General features: G+C 65.5%; 19 protein-coding genes. 15 read left to right on the top strand and 4 right to left on the bottom strand.

Annotated features, from left to right (window positions below):
* Positions 1-46: 46 nt before the first annotated feature.
* Positions 47-1,054: a TRAP transporter substrate-binding protein gene (locus NFH66_RS13860; RefSeq protein ID WP_349610795.1), complete on the bottom strand. Its 1,008-nt coding sequence runs from the start codon at positions 1,052-1,054 to the stop codon at positions 47-49.
* A gap of 283 nt (positions 1,055-1,337) precedes the next feature.
* On the opposite strand from NFH66_RS13860, the gene NFH66_RS13855 reads away from it, so the two are divergent.
* Positions 1,338-3,227, top strand: coding sequence for an FAD-dependent monooxygenase (locus NFH66_RS13855; protein ID WP_349610794.1), 1,890 nt, complete (start codon positions 1,338-1,340; stop codon positions 3,225-3,227).
* 237 nt (positions 3,228-3,464) lie between these two features.
* Here NFH66_RS13855 and NFH66_RS13850 read toward each other — a convergent pair whose 3' ends face one another.
* Complete coding sequence (locus NFH66_RS13850) at positions 3,465-4,697, bottom strand: MFS transporter (protein ID WP_349610793.1); 1,233 nt, start codon at positions 4,695-4,697, stop codon at positions 3,465-3,467.
* Between the two features lie 416 nt (positions 4,698-5,113).
* On the opposite strand from NFH66_RS13850, the gene NFH66_RS13845 reads away from it, so the two are divergent.
* The 4 genes from NFH66_RS13845 to NFH66_RS13830 all read left to right on the top strand — a co-directional run bounded on the left by NFH66_RS13845 (position 5,114) and on the right by NFH66_RS13830 (position 8,575).
* Positions 5,114-6,145 (top strand): TRAP transporter substrate-binding protein, encoded by a 1,032-nt coding sequence (locus NFH66_RS13845; protein WP_349610792.1) that lies wholly within the window; start codon positions 5,114-5,116, stop codon positions 6,143-6,145.
* 6 nt (positions 6,146-6,151) lie between these two features.
* Positions 6,152-6,679: a TRAP transporter small permease gene (locus NFH66_RS13840; protein ID WP_349610791.1), complete on the top strand. Its 528-nt coding sequence runs from the start codon at positions 6,152-6,154 to the stop codon at positions 6,677-6,679.
* Entirely contained in the window at positions 6,669-7,958 is a 1,290-nt protein-coding gene (locus NFH66_RS13835; protein WP_349610790.1) for a TRAP transporter large permease, read from the top strand. The genes NFH66_RS13840 and NFH66_RS13835 overlap by 11 nt, the downstream gene beginning before the upstream one ends.
* Positions 7,959-8,131: 173 nt before the next feature.
* Positions 8,132-8,575 (top strand): hypothetical protein, encoded by a 444-nt coding sequence (locus tag NFH66_RS13830; protein ID WP_349610789.1) that lies wholly within the window; start codon positions 8,132-8,134, stop codon positions 8,573-8,575.
* 72 nt (positions 8,576-8,647) lie between these two features.
* Here NFH66_RS13830 and NFH66_RS13825 read toward each other — a convergent pair whose 3' ends face one another.
* Positions 8,648-9,547 carry a helix-turn-helix domain-containing protein gene (locus NFH66_RS13825; protein ID WP_349610788.1) on the bottom strand — a complete coding sequence of 300 codons (900 nt, stop codon included), beginning with the start codon at positions 9,545-9,547 and terminating at the stop codon, positions 8,648-8,650.
* A gap of 177 nt (positions 9,548-9,724) precedes the next feature.
* Here NFH66_RS13825 and pobA point away from each other — a divergent pair, with 177 nt between their 5' ends.
* Entirely contained in the window at positions 9,725-10,909 is a 1,185-nt protein-coding gene (pobA, locus tag NFH66_RS13820; RefSeq protein WP_349610787.1) for a 4-hydroxybenzoate 3-monooxygenase, read from the top strand.
* Between the two features lie 70 nt (positions 10,910-10,979).
* On the opposite strand, the gene NFH66_RS13815 is transcribed toward pobA, so the two are convergent.
* The gene (locus tag NFH66_RS13815; RefSeq protein ID WP_349610786.1) at positions 10,980-11,882 is read right to left on the bottom strand and encodes a LysR family transcriptional regulator; all 903 of its coding nucleotides are present in this window, start codon (positions 11,880-11,882) and stop codon (positions 10,980-10,982) included.
* A 105-nt stretch (positions 11,883-11,987) separates the two neighbouring features.
* On the opposite strand from NFH66_RS13815, the gene NFH66_RS13810 reads away from it, so the two are divergent.
* The 9 genes from NFH66_RS13810 to catA (NFH66_RS13770) all read left to right on the top strand — a co-directional run bounded on the left by NFH66_RS13810 (position 11,988) and on the right by catA (NFH66_RS13770) (position 21,234).
* Positions 11,988-13,109 carry a muconate/chloromuconate family cycloisomerase gene (locus NFH66_RS13810; RefSeq protein WP_349610785.1) on the top strand — a complete coding sequence of 374 codons (1,122 nt, stop codon included), beginning with the start codon at positions 11,988-11,990 and terminating at the stop codon, positions 13,107-13,109.
* Positions 13,110-13,169: 60 nt separating this feature from the next.
* On the top strand, positions 13,170-13,460 hold the full coding sequence (gene catC, locus NFH66_RS13805; protein ID WP_349610784.1) for a muconolactone Delta-isomerase: 291 nt from the start codon (positions 13,170-13,172) through the stop codon (positions 13,458-13,460).
* Between the two features lie 66 nt (positions 13,461-13,526).
* Complete coding sequence (catA, locus tag NFH66_RS13800; RefSeq protein WP_349610783.1) at positions 13,527-14,501, top strand: catechol 1,2-dioxygenase; 975 nt, start codon at positions 13,527-13,529, stop codon at positions 14,499-14,501.
* A gap of 121 nt (positions 14,502-14,622) precedes the next feature.
* Entirely contained in the window at positions 14,623-15,990 is a 1,368-nt protein-coding gene (locus tag NFH66_RS13795) for a Rieske 2Fe-2S domain-containing protein (protein ID WP_349610782.1), read from the top strand.
* Between the two features lie 27 nt (positions 15,991-16,017).
* The gene (benB, locus tag NFH66_RS13790) at positions 16,018-16,506 is read left to right on the top strand and encodes a benzoate 1,2-dioxygenase small subunit (protein WP_349610781.1); all 489 of its coding nucleotides are present in this window, start codon (positions 16,018-16,020) and stop codon (positions 16,504-16,506) included.
* Positions 16,507-16,529: 23 nt separating this feature from the next.
* Positions 16,530-17,555, top strand: a complete 1,026-nt coding sequence (gene benC, locus NFH66_RS13785) for a benzoate 1,2-dioxygenase electron transfer component BenC (RefSeq protein WP_349610780.1) — start codon at positions 16,530-16,532, stop codon at positions 17,553-17,555.
* Positions 17,552-18,346, top strand: coding sequence for a benzoate diol dehydrogenase BenD (benD, locus tag NFH66_RS13780; protein ID WP_349610779.1), 795 nt, complete (start codon positions 17,552-17,554; stop codon positions 18,344-18,346). Before benC ends, benD begins: the two co-directional genes overlap by 4 nt.
* Before the next feature lie 80 nt (positions 18,347-18,426).
* Positions 18,427-19,686: a benzoate/H(+) symporter BenE family transporter gene (locus tag NFH66_RS13775; RefSeq protein WP_349610778.1), complete on the top strand. Its 1,260-nt coding sequence runs from the start codon at positions 18,427-18,429 to the stop codon at positions 19,684-19,686.
* Positions 19,687-20,259: 573 nt separating this feature from the next.
* On the top strand, positions 20,260-21,234 hold the full coding sequence (catA, locus tag NFH66_RS13770; RefSeq protein WP_349610777.1) for a catechol 1,2-dioxygenase: 975 nt from the start codon (positions 20,260-20,262) through the stop codon (positions 21,232-21,234).
* The last annotated feature ends 57 nt before the right edge of the window (positions 21,235-21,291 follow it).

Below are 21,291 nucleotides of genomic sequence, written 5' to 3'. Positions count from 1 at the left end.
GGGACTCCTTCGGTGCACGCCGGGGCGCCGTGGCCCCCCGGTGGCATTATTCGGTCGTGAGGCGATCGGCGGCCTGCTGCTGGAAGGCCTGGATCAGGGGGTGATCGCCGAAGCGCTCGGCAAAGGCCTGGTTGGCCTCGGCGAAGACACTCTCGGCCTCCTCGAGGGTGTAGACGTCGATGCTCTCCTCGAGGGTAGCGAGGTTGCGTTGCTCGGCCTCGATCTGCGCCTCGATACCCCAGACCAGGGCCTCCTGCATGGCGCTGTCGATGATCTCGCGCTCCTCATCGGAGAGGGAGGCCCGCGTCGCCTGGCTCATCACCGAGACGGCGGGGAAGGCCATATGGCTGGTCAGGGTCAGGTGCTCGGCGACTTCGTAGAAGCCGGAGCCGACCAAGGCATCAAGGTCGATGTCGACGCCGTCGAGCATGCCGTTTTGCAGGCCCTGGTAGACGTCCGGCAGGCTGATGGGGGTGGGTCGGGCATCCATGGCGCGCCACCAGGTGTTCATCGCGGTGAAGGGGATAATGCGCATGTTCTTGCCGGCGACGTCCTCGATGGTCGTGACGTGCTGGTCGCGCATCAGGATGTGGCGCATGCCGGCGAAGGTGTAGCCGAAGGCGTGCAGGCCCTTGCTTTCCAGGTTGTCCAGCATGAGCTGGGCGGCCTCGGTTTCGGTGGCCTGGGCGGCCTGCTCGACACTGTCGAACAGGAAGGGAGTGAACCAGCCGACCATGGAGGGCTCGCGCTGGCTGGTCAGGGCCGCCGTCATGATGCCCATGTCGAGCAGGCCGGACTCCATCTGCGAGAACATGGCGGACTCGTCGCCGAGCTGGCCGGCTGGAAACAGTGCGACGGTCAGCTCCCCATCGCTCTGCCCTGCAACGTTCTTGGCGAACTTCTCCGCGGTCTGGGTCCAGATATGTTGGGGTGGTGTGATCATGCCGAGCCTGAGCTCCTTCGCCAGGGCAGGAGCGCTGGCGGCGAGCAGGGAGGCGGAGATCAGTGTCAGGGCCAGGGGGTAGCGGATGGCGTGGCGTGCGGTGGTTGTCATTGTCGGCTCGCTTGTCGTTGGTCGGGGCGGTGGATAGGGAAGTGGTCATTCTTTGATCTGCGTCAGTATTGTGATCATCACAGTGATGATCAATCATCCGAAGGTCGATAGCACGACGGTCTGGCCGGACCTTGCGGGCAAGTTCTTAGCGGAAAGTCGTATTGTTCGTCACGATGACGATCACAATACTGATAATCACTATTGTGTCGAATTGCTGCAGCAGACACATCCGCCCCCCGACGACCCCAACAACGACCCGCGACAAGCGGGATGGAGCGAACAGATGCAGTACTTCCTCAATGGTTATCGCAGTGGCGACCCGCGTATCCAGCCCGTGGCCAAAGGTCGTAGCGAAGTGCAAGGCCCACTGCCGGAGGAGGTGGACGTGCTGATCGTCGGCACCGGTCCCGCCGGCCTGCTGCTGGCGGCCCAGCTGTCGACCTTTCCGGATATTGTCACCCGTGTGGTGGAGAAGGCCGACGGGCCGCTGGAAGTGGGGCGCGCCGACGGCATCGCCTGCCGCACGGTGGAGATGTTCGAGGCCTTTGGCCTCGCCGAGAAGCTGACCACCGAGGCCTACTGGATCAACGAGACCCACTTCTGGGGACCGGCCCCCGAGGACAAGTCGCGCATCGCCCGCCTCGGCCGGGTCCAGGACGTGCGCGACGGCCTCTCCGAGTTCCCCCACGTGATCGTCAACCAGGCACGGCTGCTCGATTTCCTGCTCGAGTACATGCACAACTCCCCCAGCCGACTGGGGGTCGACTACGGCCACGAGACCCTCGCGGTGAAGGTTCCCGAGGCGCCCGACGAGCGGGTCACGGTGCGGTTCAGGACCGCAGAGGGCGAGAAGACAGTGCGCGCGAAGTACGTGGTCGGCTGCGACGGCGCTCACAGCGTGGTGCGCGAGTCGATCGGCCGCGTGCCCCAGGGCCACGGCGAGGACAAGGCGTGGGGCGTGATGGACGTGCTGGCGGTGACCGACTTCCCGGACATCCGCTTCAAGTGCACCATCCAGTCCGCCGAGGCGGGCAACATCCTGCTGATCCCCCGCGAGGGCGGCTACATGGTCCGCCTCTATGTCGACATGGGCAGCATCGCCCCCGATGCTTGGCTGACCAAGGAGGAGGTGCTGGCCAAGGCCCAGGCGGTGCTGGCGCCCTACACCTTCGAGGTGAAGGAGACCGCCTGGTTCTCCGTCTACCGCGTCGGCCACCGGGTCACCGACAAGTTCGACGACGTCGATGACGACCAGGTGCAGAGTCGCACCCCGCGGGTCTTCATCGCCGGCGATGCCTGCCACACCCACACCGCCAAGGCCGGTCAGGGCATGAACGTGTCGATGCAGGACACCTTCAACCTAGGCTGGAAGCTGATCTCGGTGCTCGAGGGGCGCAGCCCGGCGAGCCTGCTGCACACCTACAACGCCGAGCGCCACGTCATCGCCGAGAACCTGATCGAGATGGACACCCGCTGGTCGCGGGCGATCGGTGCCGCCCAGGACTCCGACGACCCCCAGGCCGCCATGAAGGGGCTGGCCGAGGTGCAGCGCCAGTTCGTCACCAACAGCGAGTTCACCGCGGGGTTCGCTACCCACTATGCACCGGACCTGCTCACCGGCGACGGCAGCCACCTGCATCTGGCCACCGGCTTCCCGCCCGGGCGTCGCTTCCATTCGGCCGAGGTGATCCGGCTCGGTGATGCCAAGCAGGTCCACCTGGGCCACGTGCATCGCGCCGACGGCCGCTGGCGGCTCTACGCCTTCGCCGACATGGTCGACCCGCGAAGCCCCGGCTCACGCTTCAACGCCCTGATGGACTACCTGGCCAGCGACGCCTCGCCGATCCGCCGCTTCACCCCGCAAGGGGCCGACCCGGATGCGATCTTCGACGTCCACGGCATCATCCAGCAGACCCACCTCGAGGTGGACTGGGCCGACATGCACGCGCTGCTCAAGCCTCACAAGGGGGCCCTCGGCCTGCAGGACTACCAGAAGGCACACGCGCCGGTCCTGGGCACTGACCAGGACATCTTCGACCTGCGCGGCATCGACCGCGGCGCCGGCGCCCTGGTGGTGGTGCGCCCCGACCAGTATGTCTCCCTGGTGCTCCCGCTGGACGGGTTCGACGAACTCGACGAGTTCTTCTCCCGCTTCATGGTTGAGCCAGACTAAGTGGTGTTATCCCCGCAATCCGGGCCAAGGTGAATCTTGCTTAAATGTGCCGACATAGCTTGATCAGTAGCGTTGAGCGTCGGTAGCACTGCAGTATCATCAAGGCCGAATACGGCCCTCTTTGACCTGAATGGAACAAGGCCACCTCGAAGTTGATCGCTTGCTTCGAGGTGCCTCTTTCTGTGCTGGGCGCGACCAGCCTCCATGAGCGGCAGTTGGTGGGTTGGGCATTGGCTCCTAGCGCACGGCTGCGCCGGTCGTCGCCAGCGGCGGAGTAGACAGGGTCCGGGAGAGCAGGAAGGCCAGCAGGATGCCGGCCAGCGAGGCCGCGCCGGTCAGGGTCCAGGTCAATTGCCAGCCGCCGACCTGGGAAGCGAGCCACGCCACCAGGGGCGGGCCGGCGAACTGGCCGAAGGCCGACCACTGCTGCATCCAGCCGATGGTGGTGGAGACAGTGTGTTCGCTGGGTGCCAGGCGGACCGCCAGGGTGAACAGGGCACCAGGAATGACGCCACTGATGGCGGAGAACATCAGCACGGCGGCGACACGCAGCCCCGGCGCTTCGGCGGTCGCCTCGCCGAACGCCAGGTAGGTGCCCAGGGCCGCGAACACGAAGCCGAGCCGGAGTAGCGAAGTGGGGGCCATGCCACGCTGCATCAGCTGGCCGGAGCCCAGGTTGCCGATGATGTTGGCGGCAGCCACCAGGGCGGTCAGCGAGCCGGCCAGCCCCTCGCCGATGCCGGCCTGCTGATAGATGGTGGGCAGGAAGCCGATCACCGCCAGCCACTGGCTGGAGTACATGGCGAAGCAGAGGGCGACCAGCCAGGGGCCCGGTGCGCCCAGCGTCAGTGCCAGGCGTCGGCGCCAGCCCTCGTCGTCGGCGCCGGACGAAACTTGGGCGCCGAGGCGGTGCCGGTCTGCCGGCACGAGGCAGCGCAGTGCCATCAGCACCAGCAGTGTCCAGCCGGCCAGCGTCCACCACCATCCCTGCCAGCCCAACCAGGCGATCACGAAGGGGCCGACCAGCAGGGCGGTGCCGACCCCGAGCCCCATGAAGCAGCTCCATAGGGCCATGGCGCGGTGAAGGTGGTCGAGCGGTACCAGCTGGCGAAGCAGGGCAGGGGCCGAGAGCACCACCAGCAGGAACCCCAGTCCTTCCAATGCGCGACACATGAGCAGGAAGGTCGGTGTCGCGGCGAGCCCCCCCAGCAGGCTGGCCCCGGCCAGCAGGCCCAGGCCGAGGGTGATACTGCGCCTCAGGCCCAGGGTGTCCGTCGACAGGCCGATGAGCAGGCCCAGGGACATGCCGGCGAACTGAACCATCGAGACCAGGAAACCGGCCTGGAGCAGGCTGATCTCGAGGGCCTCCTTGAGGAGCGTCAGGGCCGGGGGCAGCTTGCCCACGTGCAGGGCAGCAGTGATGCCCGCTAGCACGACGATCAGGCTGGGCGGCACAGCGAGGCGCGTCATGGATGACTCCGGAAAGGGAAAGTTGTTGTGTGATTATGTTTAGGAGACTAAATAGGTGGCCGGCGCCTGGCCATACCTGCTTTGGTCGCGCCTGCCCTTCACCCCGGAGTGAGAGCGCAGTGGCCGCTACGGCAACGGCAATCGCGGTGGCTGGGCGCGTGACGAGCCAGAGAGAATGTTCGAATCGTCCAAGTTTTCTGATGATTTATCCTGGTTGAGGCGTTTCCGATCACCCGGGCATGGCTGAGTCGCGCGCAGGCGCCCTATCCTAGACCAAGGTCCATTTTCCAGGACCGTGCGAGTCGGGTAGCTTGCCTATATCCCGAACGTGTATTCGGAATGCGAACTTTCGATAAGTCCATGACAACCAAGTTCATGACAACCAAGCCATGACGACAATGCCCCGGAGGACTCCCATGAAACGCGTCCTGACCCGCTGCCTGCTGGCCGCGTCCATCGCCGGCCTGACCGCCGCTTCCGCCGCCCAGGCCTCCACCACCCTGCGCATGGCGCACTTCTGGCCCGGCGCCTCTGGGGTCAACCAGGACATCTTCGAGCAGTGGGCGGCCACCCTCGAGGAGGAGTCCGGTGGCGAGCTCAAGGTGGAGATGTTCCCCTCCGGCACCCTGGCCAAGCCGGACTCCATCTACGAGGCGGCGGCCAACGGCATCGCCGATATCGGCGCCACCGCCCAGGGCTATACCGCGGGGCGCTTCCCGCTCTCGCAGGTCGTTGAACTGCCCGGGGTGGCGACCACCGCGACCCAGGGTGCCTGCGTGCTGCAGACCCTGTATGACGAGGGCCACCTGGAGAGCGAGTACGAGGACACCCGGCCGCTGTTCTTCTTCACTACCGGCCCGGGCGGCATCCACACCATCGATACCGATGTGCAGGTGCCTTCCGATCTCGAGGGGCTGCGTATCCGCCGGCCTACGGCGGTAGCCGGCGAGATGCTCGAGAACATGGGCGCCAGCCCCGTGGGCATGCCGGCGCCGGACATCTACACCTCCATGCAGCGCGGCGTGATCGATGGCCTGAGCTTCCCGTGGGAGGGACTGAAGGGCTTCCGCATCAACGAGCTGGTCAGCTACCACACCGAGGTACCGTTCTACACGCTGATCTTCGTGGCCACCATGAACCAGCGCACCTATGACAGCCTGAGCCCCGAGCAGCAGGCGGTGATCGATGCCAACTCCGGGATGCGGTGGGCCGGGAATGCCGGTGAGGTGTTCGATCGTCTGGACGTGGAGGGCAAGCAGGAGGCTCGCGATGCCGGCCACACCATCCGCGAGATCCCCGATCCGCTGCAGAATGCGGATTGGCAGCAGCCGTTGCAGGAAGGCATCGACAGCTACCTGGCCGAGCTCGAGGAGCGTGGCCTGCCGGGGCGTGAGGTCTACGAGGCGGCCCTGGCGGCCAGCGCATCCTGCGCCAACGGACAGGGGTAAGGCGGTATGCAATCCACCCTGGAGAGGGCCAGCCATTGGCTGGCCCTTGCCTGTCGTCTCGTCGCCGGCCTCGCCCTGGTGGCGCTGTTGGGCGTGACCATCGCCGATGTCGTTACCCGCTATCTCTATCGGCTCACCGAGGGGGCGATCGCCCTGCGCGTCTCCGGCAGTGTCGAGCTGGTCAGCTACCTGATGCTCTGCTCGCTGCTGGCCGCCATGGCGGCCAACGTGGAGAAGAGCCAGGTGGTGGTGGAGGCCTTCTCCCATGGGCTCTCACCCAACCTCAAGAACCGCCTGCACGGTGTCTACCTGCTGGGCTTTGCGGCCCTGGGGCTGGTGCTCTTCCTGGGCTTGCTCGACTCGGCCACCGCGGCCGCGCGGCACGGCGAGGTGACCCAGGACCTGCGCATGCCCATGGGACCCATCTATACCGTGGCGGCGGCACTCAGCCTGCTGCTGGGCCTGCGTAGCCTGATCCACGCACTGCTGAGTGCCGTGTTCGCTGCCGAAGGGGAGACCGCTCATGGGGAGTGAGATGATCGGCGCCATCGGCCTGGGTTCGCTGCTGCTGCTGATGGTGCTGCGGGTGCCGGTGGCGCTGGCCATGCTGGTCGTCGGGGTGGTGGGCTTTGCCCAGGTGATCAGCTGGGGGGCGGCCATCGCCCAGCTCAAGACCGTGCCGGTGGAGGTGCTCTCCAACTACAGCTTCAGCGCCGTGCCGATGTTCATCCTGATGGGCGTGCTGGCGGCGCACTCCGGCATGGCCGGCAAGCTGTTCCACTCCACCCGGGTGATCTGCGGTGGCTGGAAGGGCGGGCTGGCGATCGCCGCGGTAGGCTCCTGCGGTATCTTCTCGGCGATCTCCGGCTCGTCGCTGGCCACCGCCAGCACCATGACCCGGGTCGCGCTGCCGGAGATGGAGCGCTATGGGTATCACCGCGGCTTGGCTACCGGCACGCTGGCTGCCGGCGGCACCCTGGGGATCATGATCCCGCCCTCCATCGCGCTGCTGATCTACGCCATCCTCACCGAGCAGTCGGTGGGTGACATGTTCATGGCCGGACTGGTGCCTGGGCTGCTGGGGCTGGTGATGTATGCGCTGACGGTCAGTGTGGTGATGCGCCTGAAGCCCTCGCTGGCGGTGGCCGGCGAGCCCACGGCCTGGAAGGAGAAGCTCTCCTCGCTCACGGGGCTGATGCCCTTCTTCGCGGTCTTCCTGGTGATGATCCTGGGGATCTACTTCGGTGTGTTCACCCCCACCGAGGGGGCCAGCGTCGGCGCCTTCGCCACCCTGCTCTATGCCCTGGCCAAGGGCATGCGCGGCGCCGAGCTGTGGCGCAGCGTGCAGGAGACCCTGGCGCTCTCCAGCGTGGTGTTCTTCATGCTGGTGGGGGCCGAGACCCTGGGCTACTTCATCTCGGTGTCGCGGATCTCCTTCTCCATCACCGACGTCCTCTACGGCATGGAGCTCTCGCCCATGGTCGTGGTGTTGTGCATCCTGCTGCTCTATTTCGTGCTCGGGATGTTCATGGATGCCATCGCCATGCTGGTGATCACGGTGCCGGTGGTGTTCCCGATCATCCAAGCGCTGGGCATCGACCCGGTGTGGTTCGGCATCATCACTGTGCTGACCGTGGAGTTGGGCCTGATCACCCCGCCGGTGGGGATGAACGTCTTCGTGATCAAGGCGATGGCGCCCCATGTGGGGCTGGGCGAGATCTTCAAGGGCGTGGCGCCCTTTATCGTCTCGGACTTCCTGCGCCTGGCGCTGCTGATCGCCTTCCCGGTGCTGACGACCCTGTTCCTGCTCTAGTCGGCGGGAACCTCCCGCGGCATGGCCGGCGAGGCGTGGGCATGGCATAACCCGAAGGTTATAGAGGTGTGTGAAAGCCTCATTTGGCAATCGCCCCGTGCCGCGCCATCCTGCAGAGAGTGAAACTCGCTTGATGGCCGGCACTGCCGGTACGACCGACCCGGAGGTGTGATATGAACGACAAGCAGGGCGAACGGCAAGGCTGGCTGGCACGGCTCGAGGAGCGCCTCTTCGAGGCCAGCATGCCCCAGATGGTGCAGGGCATGCGCCATGAGGCTAACGTCGACTTCCGGGAGCTGGTGTGTGACCTGAAGGCGCCGATGGCGCCGGCTTTCGAGCGTGAGGTGGCACGGGCGCTGAATCGCGGAGTCGTGCGTGACTTGATTCCCGCCGAGACCCTGATGCCCGAGATGATGGTGCGCTTCGGCCTCTCTTCCGCCGACTACGGCCCCGAGCAGGCAACGCATCTTGGTGAACTGCAGACGGTCTGTAACCAGTGCCCCGTGGTCGGCCGTTGCTGGAAGGCCCTGCGTGCCGGCGAAAGCTGGGAAAAGTGCCGCGGGTTCTGCCCCAACGCCCAGGCGTTTGAAAGCAAGACCCTGCAAGCGGCCGGCTGAGTCAACGGCTCTAGCAAGCAGCGCCCCTCCAAGCGATGGCTTGGGGGGGCGCTGTCGTTTCAGGACGTGGTGTCATGGCGCTGCGCCGGGCTGGCGCCGGCGAAAGTCCCGGGGCGCGAGGCCGGTCAAACGCTTGAAGAAGCGCGTGAAGTAGGCGGGCTCGGAGAACCCCAGGCTGTCGGCTACCTGGCCGACGGTCATGTTGGTGTAGGTGAGCTGCCGCTTGGCCTCCAGCAGCAGGCGTTCATGCAATAGCTGCAGGGCGCTGCGGTTGGCGAGGCGCCGGCATAGCAGGTTGAGGTGGGCGCTGGTCATGCCGAGCTGTCCGGCGAACCTCTCGATGCTGGGCTGCTGACGAAACTGCTTTTCGACCAGTGCCTGGTAGTTCTGCAGATGTATCACCCCTCGCTCCTGGGGCCGAGGAGCGCTCGTGCTGCCGGTGTGGGTCGGCCTCGTGATCAGGCGGGAGACCTCGATGAACAGCGCCTCGGTGAACGCCTCCAGGACGCGTTCGCGGCCGGGGGAGGGGTGCCGATACTCGTCCCCCAACTGGTGCACCAGGGTCGCGATACGCCGGGCCGGCCGAGCGGCATCGAGAGGGTAGGCGGTGGCCAGGGAGAGCGCTCCCGCCTGGGTGCCCAGGCGCTCCTCCAGTCGTTCGACCAGGGGGCTTGCCAGGGTGATGATGTGGCCCTGGGTATCCGGCGAGAAGTGGAAGCCATGGATGCTCATGGCGGGCACCACGATGATCAGCGGGGCCTTGTGGGAGTTCTGGCTCCCCTCCAGCTCCAGGCTGACGCGGCCGGCAGAGAGATGGAGCAGGTGCAGCAGGTCGGTATGGCGATGAGGATGGATCTTCCAGTTGTGCAGCCGGCTGCGCTCTGGGATCGATTCCCAGTGCAGCAGGTCCGGCGTCGGCCAGTGGTGGGTCTCGCCATACAACTTGAAGACGGGGACGGCATCGGTGGACATGGAGGAGCTCCGGCGGTGCACTTTCGACTAAAGACTGTCGTTGATATTGGGATTGTCCAGGTATTGCTGCCAATATTGCCTTATTAAGCGAGGGGATTCAGTGAAAAATACAATCCACATAGCGAACAGATGTTCATCTTTCCTCGGATCCCCTACCGATAACAACGGAGTCTCCCCATGAAGACACAGGTCGCAATCATCGGCGCCGGCCCATCGGGCCTGCTGCTCGGCCAACTGCTGAGCCGCCAGGGCATCGACAATGTCATCCTCGAGCGCAAGTCCGGCGAGTATGTGCTTGGCCGCATTCGGGCGGGGGTGCTGGAGCAGGGCATGGTCGACCTGCTGCGCGAGGCGGGGGTCGACAAGCGCATGGATGAAGAGGGTGAGATCCACGATGGCGTGGAGCTGGCCCTGGACAATCGGCGTGTGCGCGTCGACCTCGCGGGGTTGACCGGTGGCAAGACCGTGATGGTCTATGGCCAGACCGAGGTGACTCGCGACCTGATGGAGGCCCGCGAGGCGAGCGGCGGCACCACCCTCTACGAGGCCGACAATGTCCAGCCCCACGACCTCGAGAGCGACAGCCCCTACATCACCTTCGAGAAGAATGGCGAGACCCACCGCCTGGACTGCGACTATGTGGCCGGCTGTGACGGCTTCCACGGTATCTCGCGCAAGTCGATCCCCGAAGGGCGCATCAAGGAGTTCGAGAAGGTCTATCCCTTCGGCTGGCTCGGCCTGCTCTCCGACACCCCGCCGGTGGCCGACGAGCTGATCTATGCTCGCCACGAGCGTGGCTTCGCCCTGTGCAGCATGCGTTCGTCGACCCGCAGCCGCTACTACATCCAGGTGGGGCTGGACGAGAAGGTCGAGGAGTGGTCCGACGAGCGCTTCTGGGAGGAGCTCAAGCGGCGCATTCCCGATGAGGTGGCCGAGAAGCTGGTCACCGGCCCCTCCATCGAGAAGAGCATCGCCCCGCTGCGCAGCTTCGTGGTCGAGCCCATGCAGTACGGCCGCCTCTTCCTGGTGGGTGACGCCGCCCATATCGTGCCGCCCACCGGCGCCAAGGGGCTCAACCTGGCGGCCAGCGACGTCAACACCCTCTACCGGCTGATGGTGAAGGTCTATCAGGAGGGTCGTACCGACCTGATCCCGAACTACTCCGAGACCTGTCTCAAGCGGATCTGGAAGGCCGAGCGCTTCTCCTGGTGGATGACCTCCATGTTGCACAAGTTCTCCGAGGAAGAGGATTTCAATACCCGCATGCAGCAGGCCGAGCTCGACTACGTGACCAGCTCCGAGGCGGGGCTGACCACCATCGCCGAGAACTACGTGGGCCTGCCCTACGAATCGCTGGAGTAGGCCGCACGCCAGTCGCGGACCTTCAGCGACGCCCCGGATCCGCCAGCGGCGGGTCCGGGGCGTCGTCGATTCAGGGGTAGCGTCCGCTGCGGCGGTTCTCAACCAACACCTCGAGGATGGCGTTGGCCTCCCGCATCACCGGTGAGGGGGGCTCGCCGCGGCGTCGGCTGCAGATGACCGGGGTGGTGATGCTCCGGTCGGCGAGATAGACATAGCTGATGCCGTCACGCTGCACGCGCTTGACCTGCTCGGGCACCAGGCTGATGCCGATCTCCGAGGCCACGAGGCCCAGCGCCGTCTGAAGCTCGTTGGCTTCCTGCACCACCTCCACCTTGAGCCCCTGGCGGCGGAACAGCCCGAGCATCATGTCGGCCATGCTGGGGCGTGGCTTGGCGGGAAACAGGACCAGCGGGTAGCGGGCGAGCTGCTCGAGGGTCGGGGTAGTGCCTTCGAGCGGGTGGCCCGTCGGCAGGGCGGCCAGCACCGGCTCATCGAACAGTACCTCCTGCTCCACGTCAGGGTCGTCTATCCTGAGACGACCGAAGCCCATGTCGATGCGTCCCGCCTTCAGTGCCTGAACCTGCTGCACCGTGGTCAGCTCGGTCAGGCTCAGCTCCACATCATCCTTTTGTCGTAAGTCGCGTACCAGCAGCGGCAACTGGCCATAGAACACCGAAGGCACAAATCCGATGCCGAACATGATGCGCTTGCTTCGCGCCATGCGTCGCGTGGACTCCAGGGTGGCGTCTACCTTTTCCAGTATCTGGATGGCGTGCTGCCGGAAGAACTGGCCGGTGGGGGTCAGGCGCAGGCCGCGGGTGCTCCGCTCGAAAAGCTCGGCGCCGACTTCGTTCTCCAACTGCTTGATCTGCCTGGATAAAGGGGGTTGTGACATGTGCAGGCGTTCGGCGGCACAGGTCAGGTTCAGCTCTTCCGCGACCACACAGAAGTACCTGAGATGGCGCAATTCCATGATACCTCCTGGGTATGGCAGGCCACCCAAACAATATTGGTTCGGTCTTCCCCCTGCAATCAAACTGCCACTCAATCACCAGATCCCCTGACTTCGGAGCCTCCCATGTCATCCGTGATCGAAAGCATCGAGACGCTGCTGGTCGACCTGCCGACCATCCGCCCCCACAAGCTCTCCATGACCACCATGGCCTGCCAGACCATGGTGATCGTGCGCATGCGTCACAGTGATGGCATCGAGGGTCTTGGCGAAGGCACCACCATCGGTGGCCTGGCCTACGGCCCGGAGAGTCCCGAGAGCATCAAGACCAACATCGACACCTACCTGGCGCCGCTGCTGGTCGGTCAGCCTTCCGGCAACGTCAACGTCCTGCGCGCCCTGCTCAACCGTCATGCGCGCGGCAACATGATCGCCAAGTCGGCGCTGGAAACCGCTCTGCTCGACGCCCAGGGCAAGCGCCTGGGCCTCCGCGTGGCTGAGCTGCTGGGTGGCGCTTGCCAGACTCACCTGCCGGTGCTGTGGACCCTGGCCAGCGGTGACACCGCCAAGGACATCGACGAGGCGCTGCTGCGCCTGGAGCAGCGCCGCCATGGCGACTTCAAGCTCAAGATCGGTGCCAACCCGGTCAGGCAGGACGTGCGCCACGTGGCCGCCATCAAGGAGGCCCTGGGCGATCGCGCCAGTGTGCGTGTCGACGTCAACCAGGCCTGGGACGAGTCCACTGCCGTATATGGCATCCAGGCCCTGCAGGACGCCGGCATCGAGCTGATCGAGCAGGCCATCCCGGCGCGCGAGCATGCCGGCCTGATCCGGCTGGCCGACCGCTTCAACGTGCCGATGCTCGCCGATGAGGCGGTGCAGGATGCCCGCGATGGCCTCGACCTGGCCCGGGGGGGCTTCAGCGGCGCCTTCGCCCTCAAGATCGCCAAGTCCGGCGGTGTACACGGCGTACTGGAGCTGGCCCACGTGGCACAGGCTGCCGGCATCGGCCTCTACGGCGGCACCCTGCTCGAGGGCACCATCGGCACCGCCGCCTCCCTGCATGCCTGGGCGACACTGCCGGAGATGGCCTGGGGTACCGAGATGTTCGGCCCGCTGCTGCTCAAGGACGACATCGTCGTCGAGCCGCTGGCCTATCGCGAGTTCGGCGTGGAACTGCCCAAGGGGCCGGGGCTGGGTATCACGCTAGACGAAGACAAGCTGGCCCACTATTCCCGCAAGGGCTGAGTCCCAGAGAACCGAGTCCCGCAAGCACGTCGGTGTGCTTTCGCTGAAGAGGAGAACGTCATGCTGTTTCAGGTGGAAATGACCGTCAAGCTGCCGCCGTCGATGCCGGCCGAGCAGGCCGCCGAGATCAAGGCGACCGAGAAGGCCTACTCACAGGAGCTGCAGCGCTCCGGCAAGTGGCGCCACCTGTGGCGCGTGGCCGGCAGCTATTCGAACGTCAGCATCTTCGACGTCGAGGACAACGCCGAGCTTCAGGAGCTGGTCAGCAACCTGCCGCTCTTTCCCTACATGGAGATCAGCGTCAAGCCGCTGTGTCGTCACCCGTCCTCCGTGCGCGAGGACGACACCTGAGTCACGGATGATGCCAGCCGGTCCGTCCGGCACAACACAATCCAACAAGCCCGAGGATAACCGACCATGACCGTGAAGATTTTCGACACCCCCGAGGTTCAGGACTTCCTGAAGAGCATCGCCGGCTTCGACCAGGAGGGCGGCAACGAGCGTTCCAAGCAGATCGTGCATCGCCTGATTTCCGACCTGTTCAAGCTGATCGACGACTTCGATGTCACCCAGGAGGAGTACTGGTCCGCCGTCAACCTGCTCAACGCCCTGGGCAGCCAGACCCAGTTCGGCCTGCTCTCGCCGGGCCTGGGCTTCGACCACTTCCTGGATATGCGCCAGGACGCCATCGACGCCGAGGCCAAGCGCACCGGCGGCACCCCGCGCACCATCGAGGGCCCGCTCTACGTCGCCGGCGCCCCGGAGGCCGAGGGCTTCGCGCGCATGGACGACGGCCAGGACACCGAGGCCGAGCCGATGTGGCTGACCGGCCAGGTGCGTGATGTCGACGGTACCCCGATCGCCGGCGCCAAGGTCGAGATCTGGCACGCCAACTCCAAGGGCGGCTACTCCTTCTTCGACCAGACCCAGAGCGAGTACAACCTGCGCCGCACCATCTACACCGACGCGGAAGGCCGCTACGCCGCGCGCAGCATCATCCCCTCCGGCTACGGCGTGCCGGAAGGCGCCCCCACCGACGTGGTACTCAAGTCCCTGGGTCGCCACGGCGAGCGTCCGGCGCACATCCACTACTTCGTCTCCGCGCCGGGTCACCAGCACCTGACCACCCAGATCAACCTGGCGGGCGACCCTTACACCTATGACGACTTCGCCTTCGCCACCCGCGAGGAGCTGGTGGTACCGGCCCAGCGCATAGAGGACGAGGGCGAGATCGCCCGGCGCGAGATGGACGGCCCCTTCTCCGAGGTGGTGTTCGACGTCGAGCTGGCCAAGACCGACCGGCCGGAGCTGCAGACTCGCCATGCCCGTCCGCGCGCCAAGGAGAACGAGGCCGACCAGGCCAGCCAGCTGGCGGGTACCGCCAAGGTCTGATCGCCACCCGGAGCCCTTCCGTTGCCCCAGCGCGGGGCGCCGGGGACAGGCCGCAGAGGCAAGCGGCCTGCCGCCGGAACAGCTCCGACGACAGGTATGACAAGACAATGAGGATTACGCCATGACCAGCAAGCTTGACCAGCTCGAGGCCCGCGTCCGCGGTGCCGTCGAGGACGACGCCGACAAGGGCATCTTCCGCTGCCACCGCAGCATGTTCACCGACCGTGACTTCTTCGAGCTCGAGATGAAGCACATCTTCGAGGGCAACTGGCTGTTCCTGGGCCACGAGAGCCAGGTCGCGGAGCCCGGTGACTACATCACCGTGACCATGGGTCGCCAGCCGGTGATCATCACCCGCGACAAGCAGGGTGAGCTGCATGGCCTGATCAACGCCTGTGCCCACCGCGGCGCTACCCTGTGCCGCCGCAAGCGCGGCAACAAGGGCACCTTCACCTGCCCCTTCCACGGCTGGACCTTCAAGAACGACGGCAAGCTGCTCAAGGCCAAGAACGAGAAGACCGGCGCCTACCCGGACGGCTTCAAGCAGGACGGCTCCCACGACCTCAAGCGCCTGCCGCGCTTCGAGAACTACAAGGGCTTCCTGTTCGGCAGCCTGAGCGACGATGTCAAGCCCCTCGAGGAGCACCTGGGCGAGACCACCAAGATCATCGACAACATCGTCGACCAGGCGCCGGAAGGCCTGGAGATCCTGCGTGGCACCTCCTCCTACACCTACACCGGCAACTGGAAGCTGCAGGCCGAGAACGGCGCCGACGGCTACCACGTCAGCACCGTGCACTGGAACTACGCCTCCACCATGGACCGCCGCAACTACGACGCCGGCGGCACCAAGGCGGTGGACGCCGACGGCTGGTCCAAGAGCCTGGGCGGCTTCTACTCCTTCGAGAACGGCCACATGCTGCTGTGGACGCGCCTGCTCAATCCCGAGGTGCGCCCGGTCTACAGCAACAAGGAGTGGATCGAGAAGGAGTTCGGCGAGGCGCGTGCCGATTCCATCGTCAACCAGACGCGTAACCTCTGCCTCTACCCCAACGTCTACCTGATGGACCAGTTCTCCACCCAGATCCGCGTGCTGCGCCCGATCGACGTGGACAAGACCGAGGTCACCATCTACTGCTTCGCCCCCAGGGGCGAGTCGGCCGAGAACCGTCGCATCCGCATCCGCCAGTACGAGGACTTCTTCAACGTCTCCGGCATGGGCACCCCGGACGACCTCGAGGAGTTCCGTGCCTGCCAGGAGGGCTACAACGGTGCCCTGGCCGAGTGGAACGACCTCTCCCGCGGCGCCAAGCAGTGGATCGAGGGCGCCGACGAGAACGCCCAGGCGATCGACCTGCGGCCGTTGCTCAGCGGTGCTTCGCCCGAGGACGAGGGCCTCTACGTGGTGCACCACAAGCACTGGGTCGACGAGATGCTGCGCGCCATCGACAAGGAACGCAGCCAGTTCATCGCCACCGCGTCCGAATAATCCGCGTCCGAGAGAGGGAGAGAGACCATGAGCCTTAGCTACCAAGAGATCCAGGCCTTCCTGTACCGCGAGGCGCGCCTGCTGGACGACCGTGAGTGGGACGAGTGGCTGACCTGCTACAGCAAGGACGCCGAGTTCTGGATGCCGGCGTGGGACGACGACGACCGGCTGACCGAGGACCCGCAGTCCGAGATCTCGCTGATCTACTACCCCAACCGCGAGGGTCTCGAGGACCGGGTCTACCGGATCAAGACCGAGCGCAGCGGGGCGAGCACGCCGGAGCCGCGCACCACGCACCTGGTCAGCAACATCGAGGTGCTCAAGGAGGAGGGTGACAAGGTGGAGCTACGCTTCAACTGGCACACCCTGGTGCACCGCTACAAGAAGACCCTGGAGTTCTTCGGCAGCTCCTTCTACACGCTCGACGTGTCCGGGGAGGCGCCGGTGATCACCCGCAAGGTTGTGCAACTCAATAACGACTATATCCACCAGGTTATCGATATCTATCACATCTGACCCGGTGACGGAGGAGAACGACCATGAGCTACACCATTGCCCTCAACTTCGAGGACGGCGTCACCCGATTCATCGGCTGCAAGGAAGGTGAAACGGTCCTCGATGCGGCCTACCGGCAGAAGGTCAACCTGCCCATGGACTGCTCAGATGGCGTCTGTGGCACCTGCAAGGGGCACTGCGAGCAGGGCGAGTTCGACATGGGAGATGAATATCTGGAAGAGGCGCTCTCCGACGAGGAGGCTGCCGAGGGCCAGGTTCTGACCTGCCAGATGGTGCCTTCCTCGGATTGTGTCATCCAGGTACCCGTCGCCTCGACCGTATGCAAGACGGCGGTAGGCAAGGTCGATGGTACGGTAGCCGCGGTCGAGCAACTCTCCGAGGACAGCATCGAGTTGGTGGTAGATCTTGATGAAGATTCGGAGCTTTCCTTTTTGCCCGGACAGTACGTGCATATCGACGTCCCGGGTACCGAGGTGCATCGCTCCTACTCCTTCAGCTCCCTGCCGGGCGATAAGCGCGCGACCTTCCTGATCCGCAATATCCCCAATGGCGTGATGAGCAGCTACCTCGGCGAGCGTGCCGCAGTGGGTGATCGCCTGGCACTGACCGGCCCCATGGGCAGCTTCTACATCCGTGACGTCACCCGTCCGGTGCTGATGCTGGCCGGTGGCACCGGCCTGGCACCTTTCCTCTCCATGCTTGCCCAGCTGGTGGAGAAGGGCTGCGAGGCGCCGATTCACCTGATCTACGGTGTCAACAAGGATGACCATCTGGTCAAGGTGGATGCTTTGGATGCCTTCGCCGGGAAGCTTCCCAACTTCACCTACTCCACTGTGGTGGTGGACGAGGCCAGCGAGCATCCGCGCAAGGGCTATGTGACTCACCATATGGATGCCGAGGTGATGCACGATGGCGATATCGACGTCTACCTTTGCGGGCCGCCCCCCATGGTCGATGCGGTACTCAAGCACTTCGATGCCCAGGGCATCGTGCCGCAGAGCTTCCACTACGAGAAGTTCACGCCCAACGAGGCGGGGAGCAAGGCATGAGTCGCTTTACCGACGGTCGTTTCAACGACAAGGTCATGGTGATCACCGGTGCCGCCCAGGGGATCGGGCGGCGGGTTGCCGAGCGGGCCGGCGCCGAGGGCGCTCGCCTGGCCCTGGTGGACCGCTCCGAGCTGGTTCAGGAGGTGGTGGACAGCCTGCGTGAGCAGGGCGTCGAGGCTATCGCCCTGCTGGCCGATCTGGAGACCTGGGCCGGCGCCGCCGATGTCATGGCGAAAACGGTGGAGCACTTCGGGCGTATCGACATCCTGGTGAACAACGTGGGCGGGGCGATCAACTTCAAGCCGTTCACCGAGTTCAGCGAGGAGGAGATCGCTGCAGAGGTGCAGCGCTCGCTGATGCCGACGCTGTGGTGCTGCCGTGCGGTGTTGCCGAGCCTGGTGGAGCAGGGCGGCGGGGTCATCGTCAATGTCTCCTCGGTGGCGACCCGTGGCATTCACCGGATTCCCTACTCGGCGGCCAAGGGTGGCGTCAATGCGCTGACCGAGTCTCTGGCCTTCGAATACGCCGAGCACGGCATCCGTGTGGCGGCCGCCGGCATCGGTGGTACCGAGGCGCCGCCGCGCAAGATCTCCCGTGGCACGCCTGAGCCTAGCAACGAGACCGAAAGGGCCTGGTTCCAGGCGCATATCGATCAGACCAAGCAGAGCTGCCTGATGAAGCGCTACGGCACCCTGGACGAGATGGCCGCACCGATCCTGTTCCTGGCCTCCGACGAAGCGAGCTACATCACCGGCAGCGTGCTGCCGGTGGGTGGTGGCGACCAGGGCTGAGCTCGGCGCCGGGGCGGCCCTAGGGCCGCCCGCCATCCGTGGCTTCCGACAGCAACGACAACAAGCCCCTGGAGCACAGCATGAAACATCTCGAGACAGGCCCCGGCCTCGCGTCGGCGCCACGCGCCTTCCTGCGCGACCTCAATGCCGACAACCTGAGCGCCGGCGTGGTCGCCGGCATCTTCGGCCTCAGCGCCGGCATCATCCATATCAGCGCCGGCACCGCCGCCGGGCTGCCCAAGGACTTCACCCTGCTGTGGGTGATCAGCTACCTCTTCATCAATGGCCTGTTCGGCCTGCTGCTGCCGGCCTATTACCGGCTGCCGCTGCCGATGGCCAACTCCATCCCCGGCGCGCTGCTGTTCGCCGCCATCATCCCCGTGGTGGGGCTCAACGAGGCCCTCGGGGCGACGCTGATCGCCGGTGCCATCTCGGTGGTGGTGGCCCTGGCCGGCTGGATGAGCCTGGTGATGCGGCTGATCCCCATGCCCATCGTCATGGGCATGGTGGCCGGCGTGCTGCTCAAGTTTGGCACCAACATGGTGATGCCGCTGCAGAACGCCCTGATTCCCGCGGTGGTGATGATCGCGGCCTTCTTCCTCTCGGCTCGCTTCCTGCGCCGGGTTCCGCCGCTGGTGGTGACCCTGGTGGTGGGCGTGCTCTACATGGCGCTCTCCGGGGCCGACTTCTCCAGCGTGGAGCTCTCCTTCCGCATGCCCGAGTTCATCATGCCGGCCTTCTCCATGGACGCCTTCCTGGCCTATGGCCTGCCGCTGGCGCTGATCCTGGTGGGCATGGAGACCCCCGCCGGCGTGGGACTGGTCAAGGGCATGGGCTACAAGGAGGCGCCGGCCAATGCCATCACCTTCGTCGGTGGCATCGGCACCATGGTGTCGGCCTTCTTCAACCTGCACAGCACCTGCATCGCCGCGCCGATGACCGGCATCTGCTCCTCCCCCGAGGCGGGCACCCACGACAAGCGCTGGGTGGCGGCGGTGATCGTCGGCCTCATCTTCGTGGTAGCCGCGCCCTTCTACGGCTTCGTGTTCAGCCTGATCGAGGCGATGCCCAGCTACTTCATCGCCATCATCGCTGGCCTCGCCCTGCTGCGGGTCATCAGCTCGGCGATGCATATCACCTTCTCCGGCAAGCATGAGGTCGGGGCGATGTTCTCCTTCCTGATCGCGGTCTCCGGCCTGCAGATCTTCGGCATCGGTGCCTCCTTCTGGGCGCTGATCCTGGGGGCAGCGATCTCGATGCTGGTGGAGTTCCGCGACTTCGACTTCTCTCAGGAGCGCGAGGCCCTGCGCAAGCGCTTCCCGGCGAAGAGTGTCGGCTGACCGATCGCGCCGGTGGCTCGCCGCCGGCACTCCTTGCATGGCGTTATCCTCCTTGGCCCGTGGCTGTCATGGCAGCACGGGCCCTTTTTCGCCTCGTCCAGGGCTCCTTCCCTACGGCCCGGCGGGCGTCGTTCCATCTTTGGTCTATGACCGGCGCTCATCAGGGTGGACTCAGCGTTCATAGCGAGCGCCTTGCCCCGCTGCCGGCGGCTTCCAGTGGTGCCGGCCAGCGGCTTCACGCCTTGCGTCATCGCGAAGGTAAGGCTTGCGCGGGTCCCGCTCACGCTTTGGTCTCCTGCCATTGATTTTCAACTCATTGTTTAAGAATGATTTTTCTGCAATTCAGTAGGCGGACCTCTCGCCTTGTGGCTCCCTTCCAGCGATACCTATGAAGTATGGCCAGCAACTCAAACGATATTGGTGACGTGCAGGAGAGCTGACCAGAATCAAGCTCATCACAACAAGCGACGCCGTGCCTGGTTTCCACCGGAGCGGTGTCAAGAGCCCACGCCTGGCCCTGCACTCCCCTGACGCTCGCGCAGGCCATAACCACAACCAGAGAGAGTGACTTCCATGACCGTGAAGATTTTCGACACCCCCGAGGTCCAGGACTTCCTGAAGACCATCGCCGGCTTCGACCAGGAGGGCGGCAACGAGCGTTCCAAGCAGATCGTGCATCGCCTGATCTCCGACCTGTTCAAGCTGATCGACGACTTCGATGTCACCCAGGAGGAGTACTGGTCCGCCGTCAACCTACTCAACGCCCTGGGCAGCCAGACCCAGTTCGGCCTGCTCTCCCCGGGCCTGGGCTTCGACCACTTCCTGGACATGCGCCAGGACGCCATCGACGCCGAGGCCAAGCGCACCGGTGGCACCCCGCGCACCATCGAGGGCCCGCTCTACGTCGCCGGCGCCCCGGAGGCCGAGGGCTTCGCGCGCATGGACGACGGCCAGGACACCGAGGCCGAGCCGATGTGGCTGACCGGCCAGGTGCGTGACGTCGACGGCACCCCGATCGCCGGCGCCAAGGTCGAGATCTGGCACGCCAACTCCAAGGGCGGCTACTCCTTCTTCGACAAGACCCAGAGCGAGTACAACCTGCGCCGCACCATCTACACCGATGCGGAAGGCCGCTACACCGCGCGCAGCATCATCCCCTCCGGCTATGGCGTGCCGGAAGGCGCCCCCACCGACGTGGTGCTGAAGTCCCTGGGTCGCCACGGCGAGCGCCCGGCGCATATCCACTACTTCATCTCCGCGCCGGGTCACCAGCACCTGACCACCCAGATCAACCTGGCGGGCGACCCCTACACCTTTGATGACTTCGCCTTCGCCACCCGCGAGGAGCTGGTGGTGCCGGCCGAGCGCATCGAGGACGCCGGCGAGATCGCCAAGCGCGAGATGGACGGTCCCTTCTCCGAGGTGGTGTTCGACGTCGAGCTGGCCAAGACCGACAAGCCGGAGCTGCAGGTGCGCCACGCCCGTCCCCGCGCCAAGGAAGACGAGGCCGACCAGGCCAGCCAGCTGGCGGGTACCGCCAAGGTCTGATCGCCCCCCGGAGCATTTTGGTTGCCTCCAGCGCGGGGCACCGGGGACAGCGCCTCC

Origin of the sequence: Halomonas sp. H10-9-1, from assembly GCF_040147005.1 — a bacterium.
In the GTDB taxonomy this organism is placed as follows: Bacteria; Pseudomonadota; Gammaproteobacteria; order Pseudomonadales; family Halomonadaceae; genus Halomonas.
The sequence above is the reverse complement of the archived record's forward strand: the minus strand, read 5'-3'. Positions and strand labels throughout refer to the sequence as shown.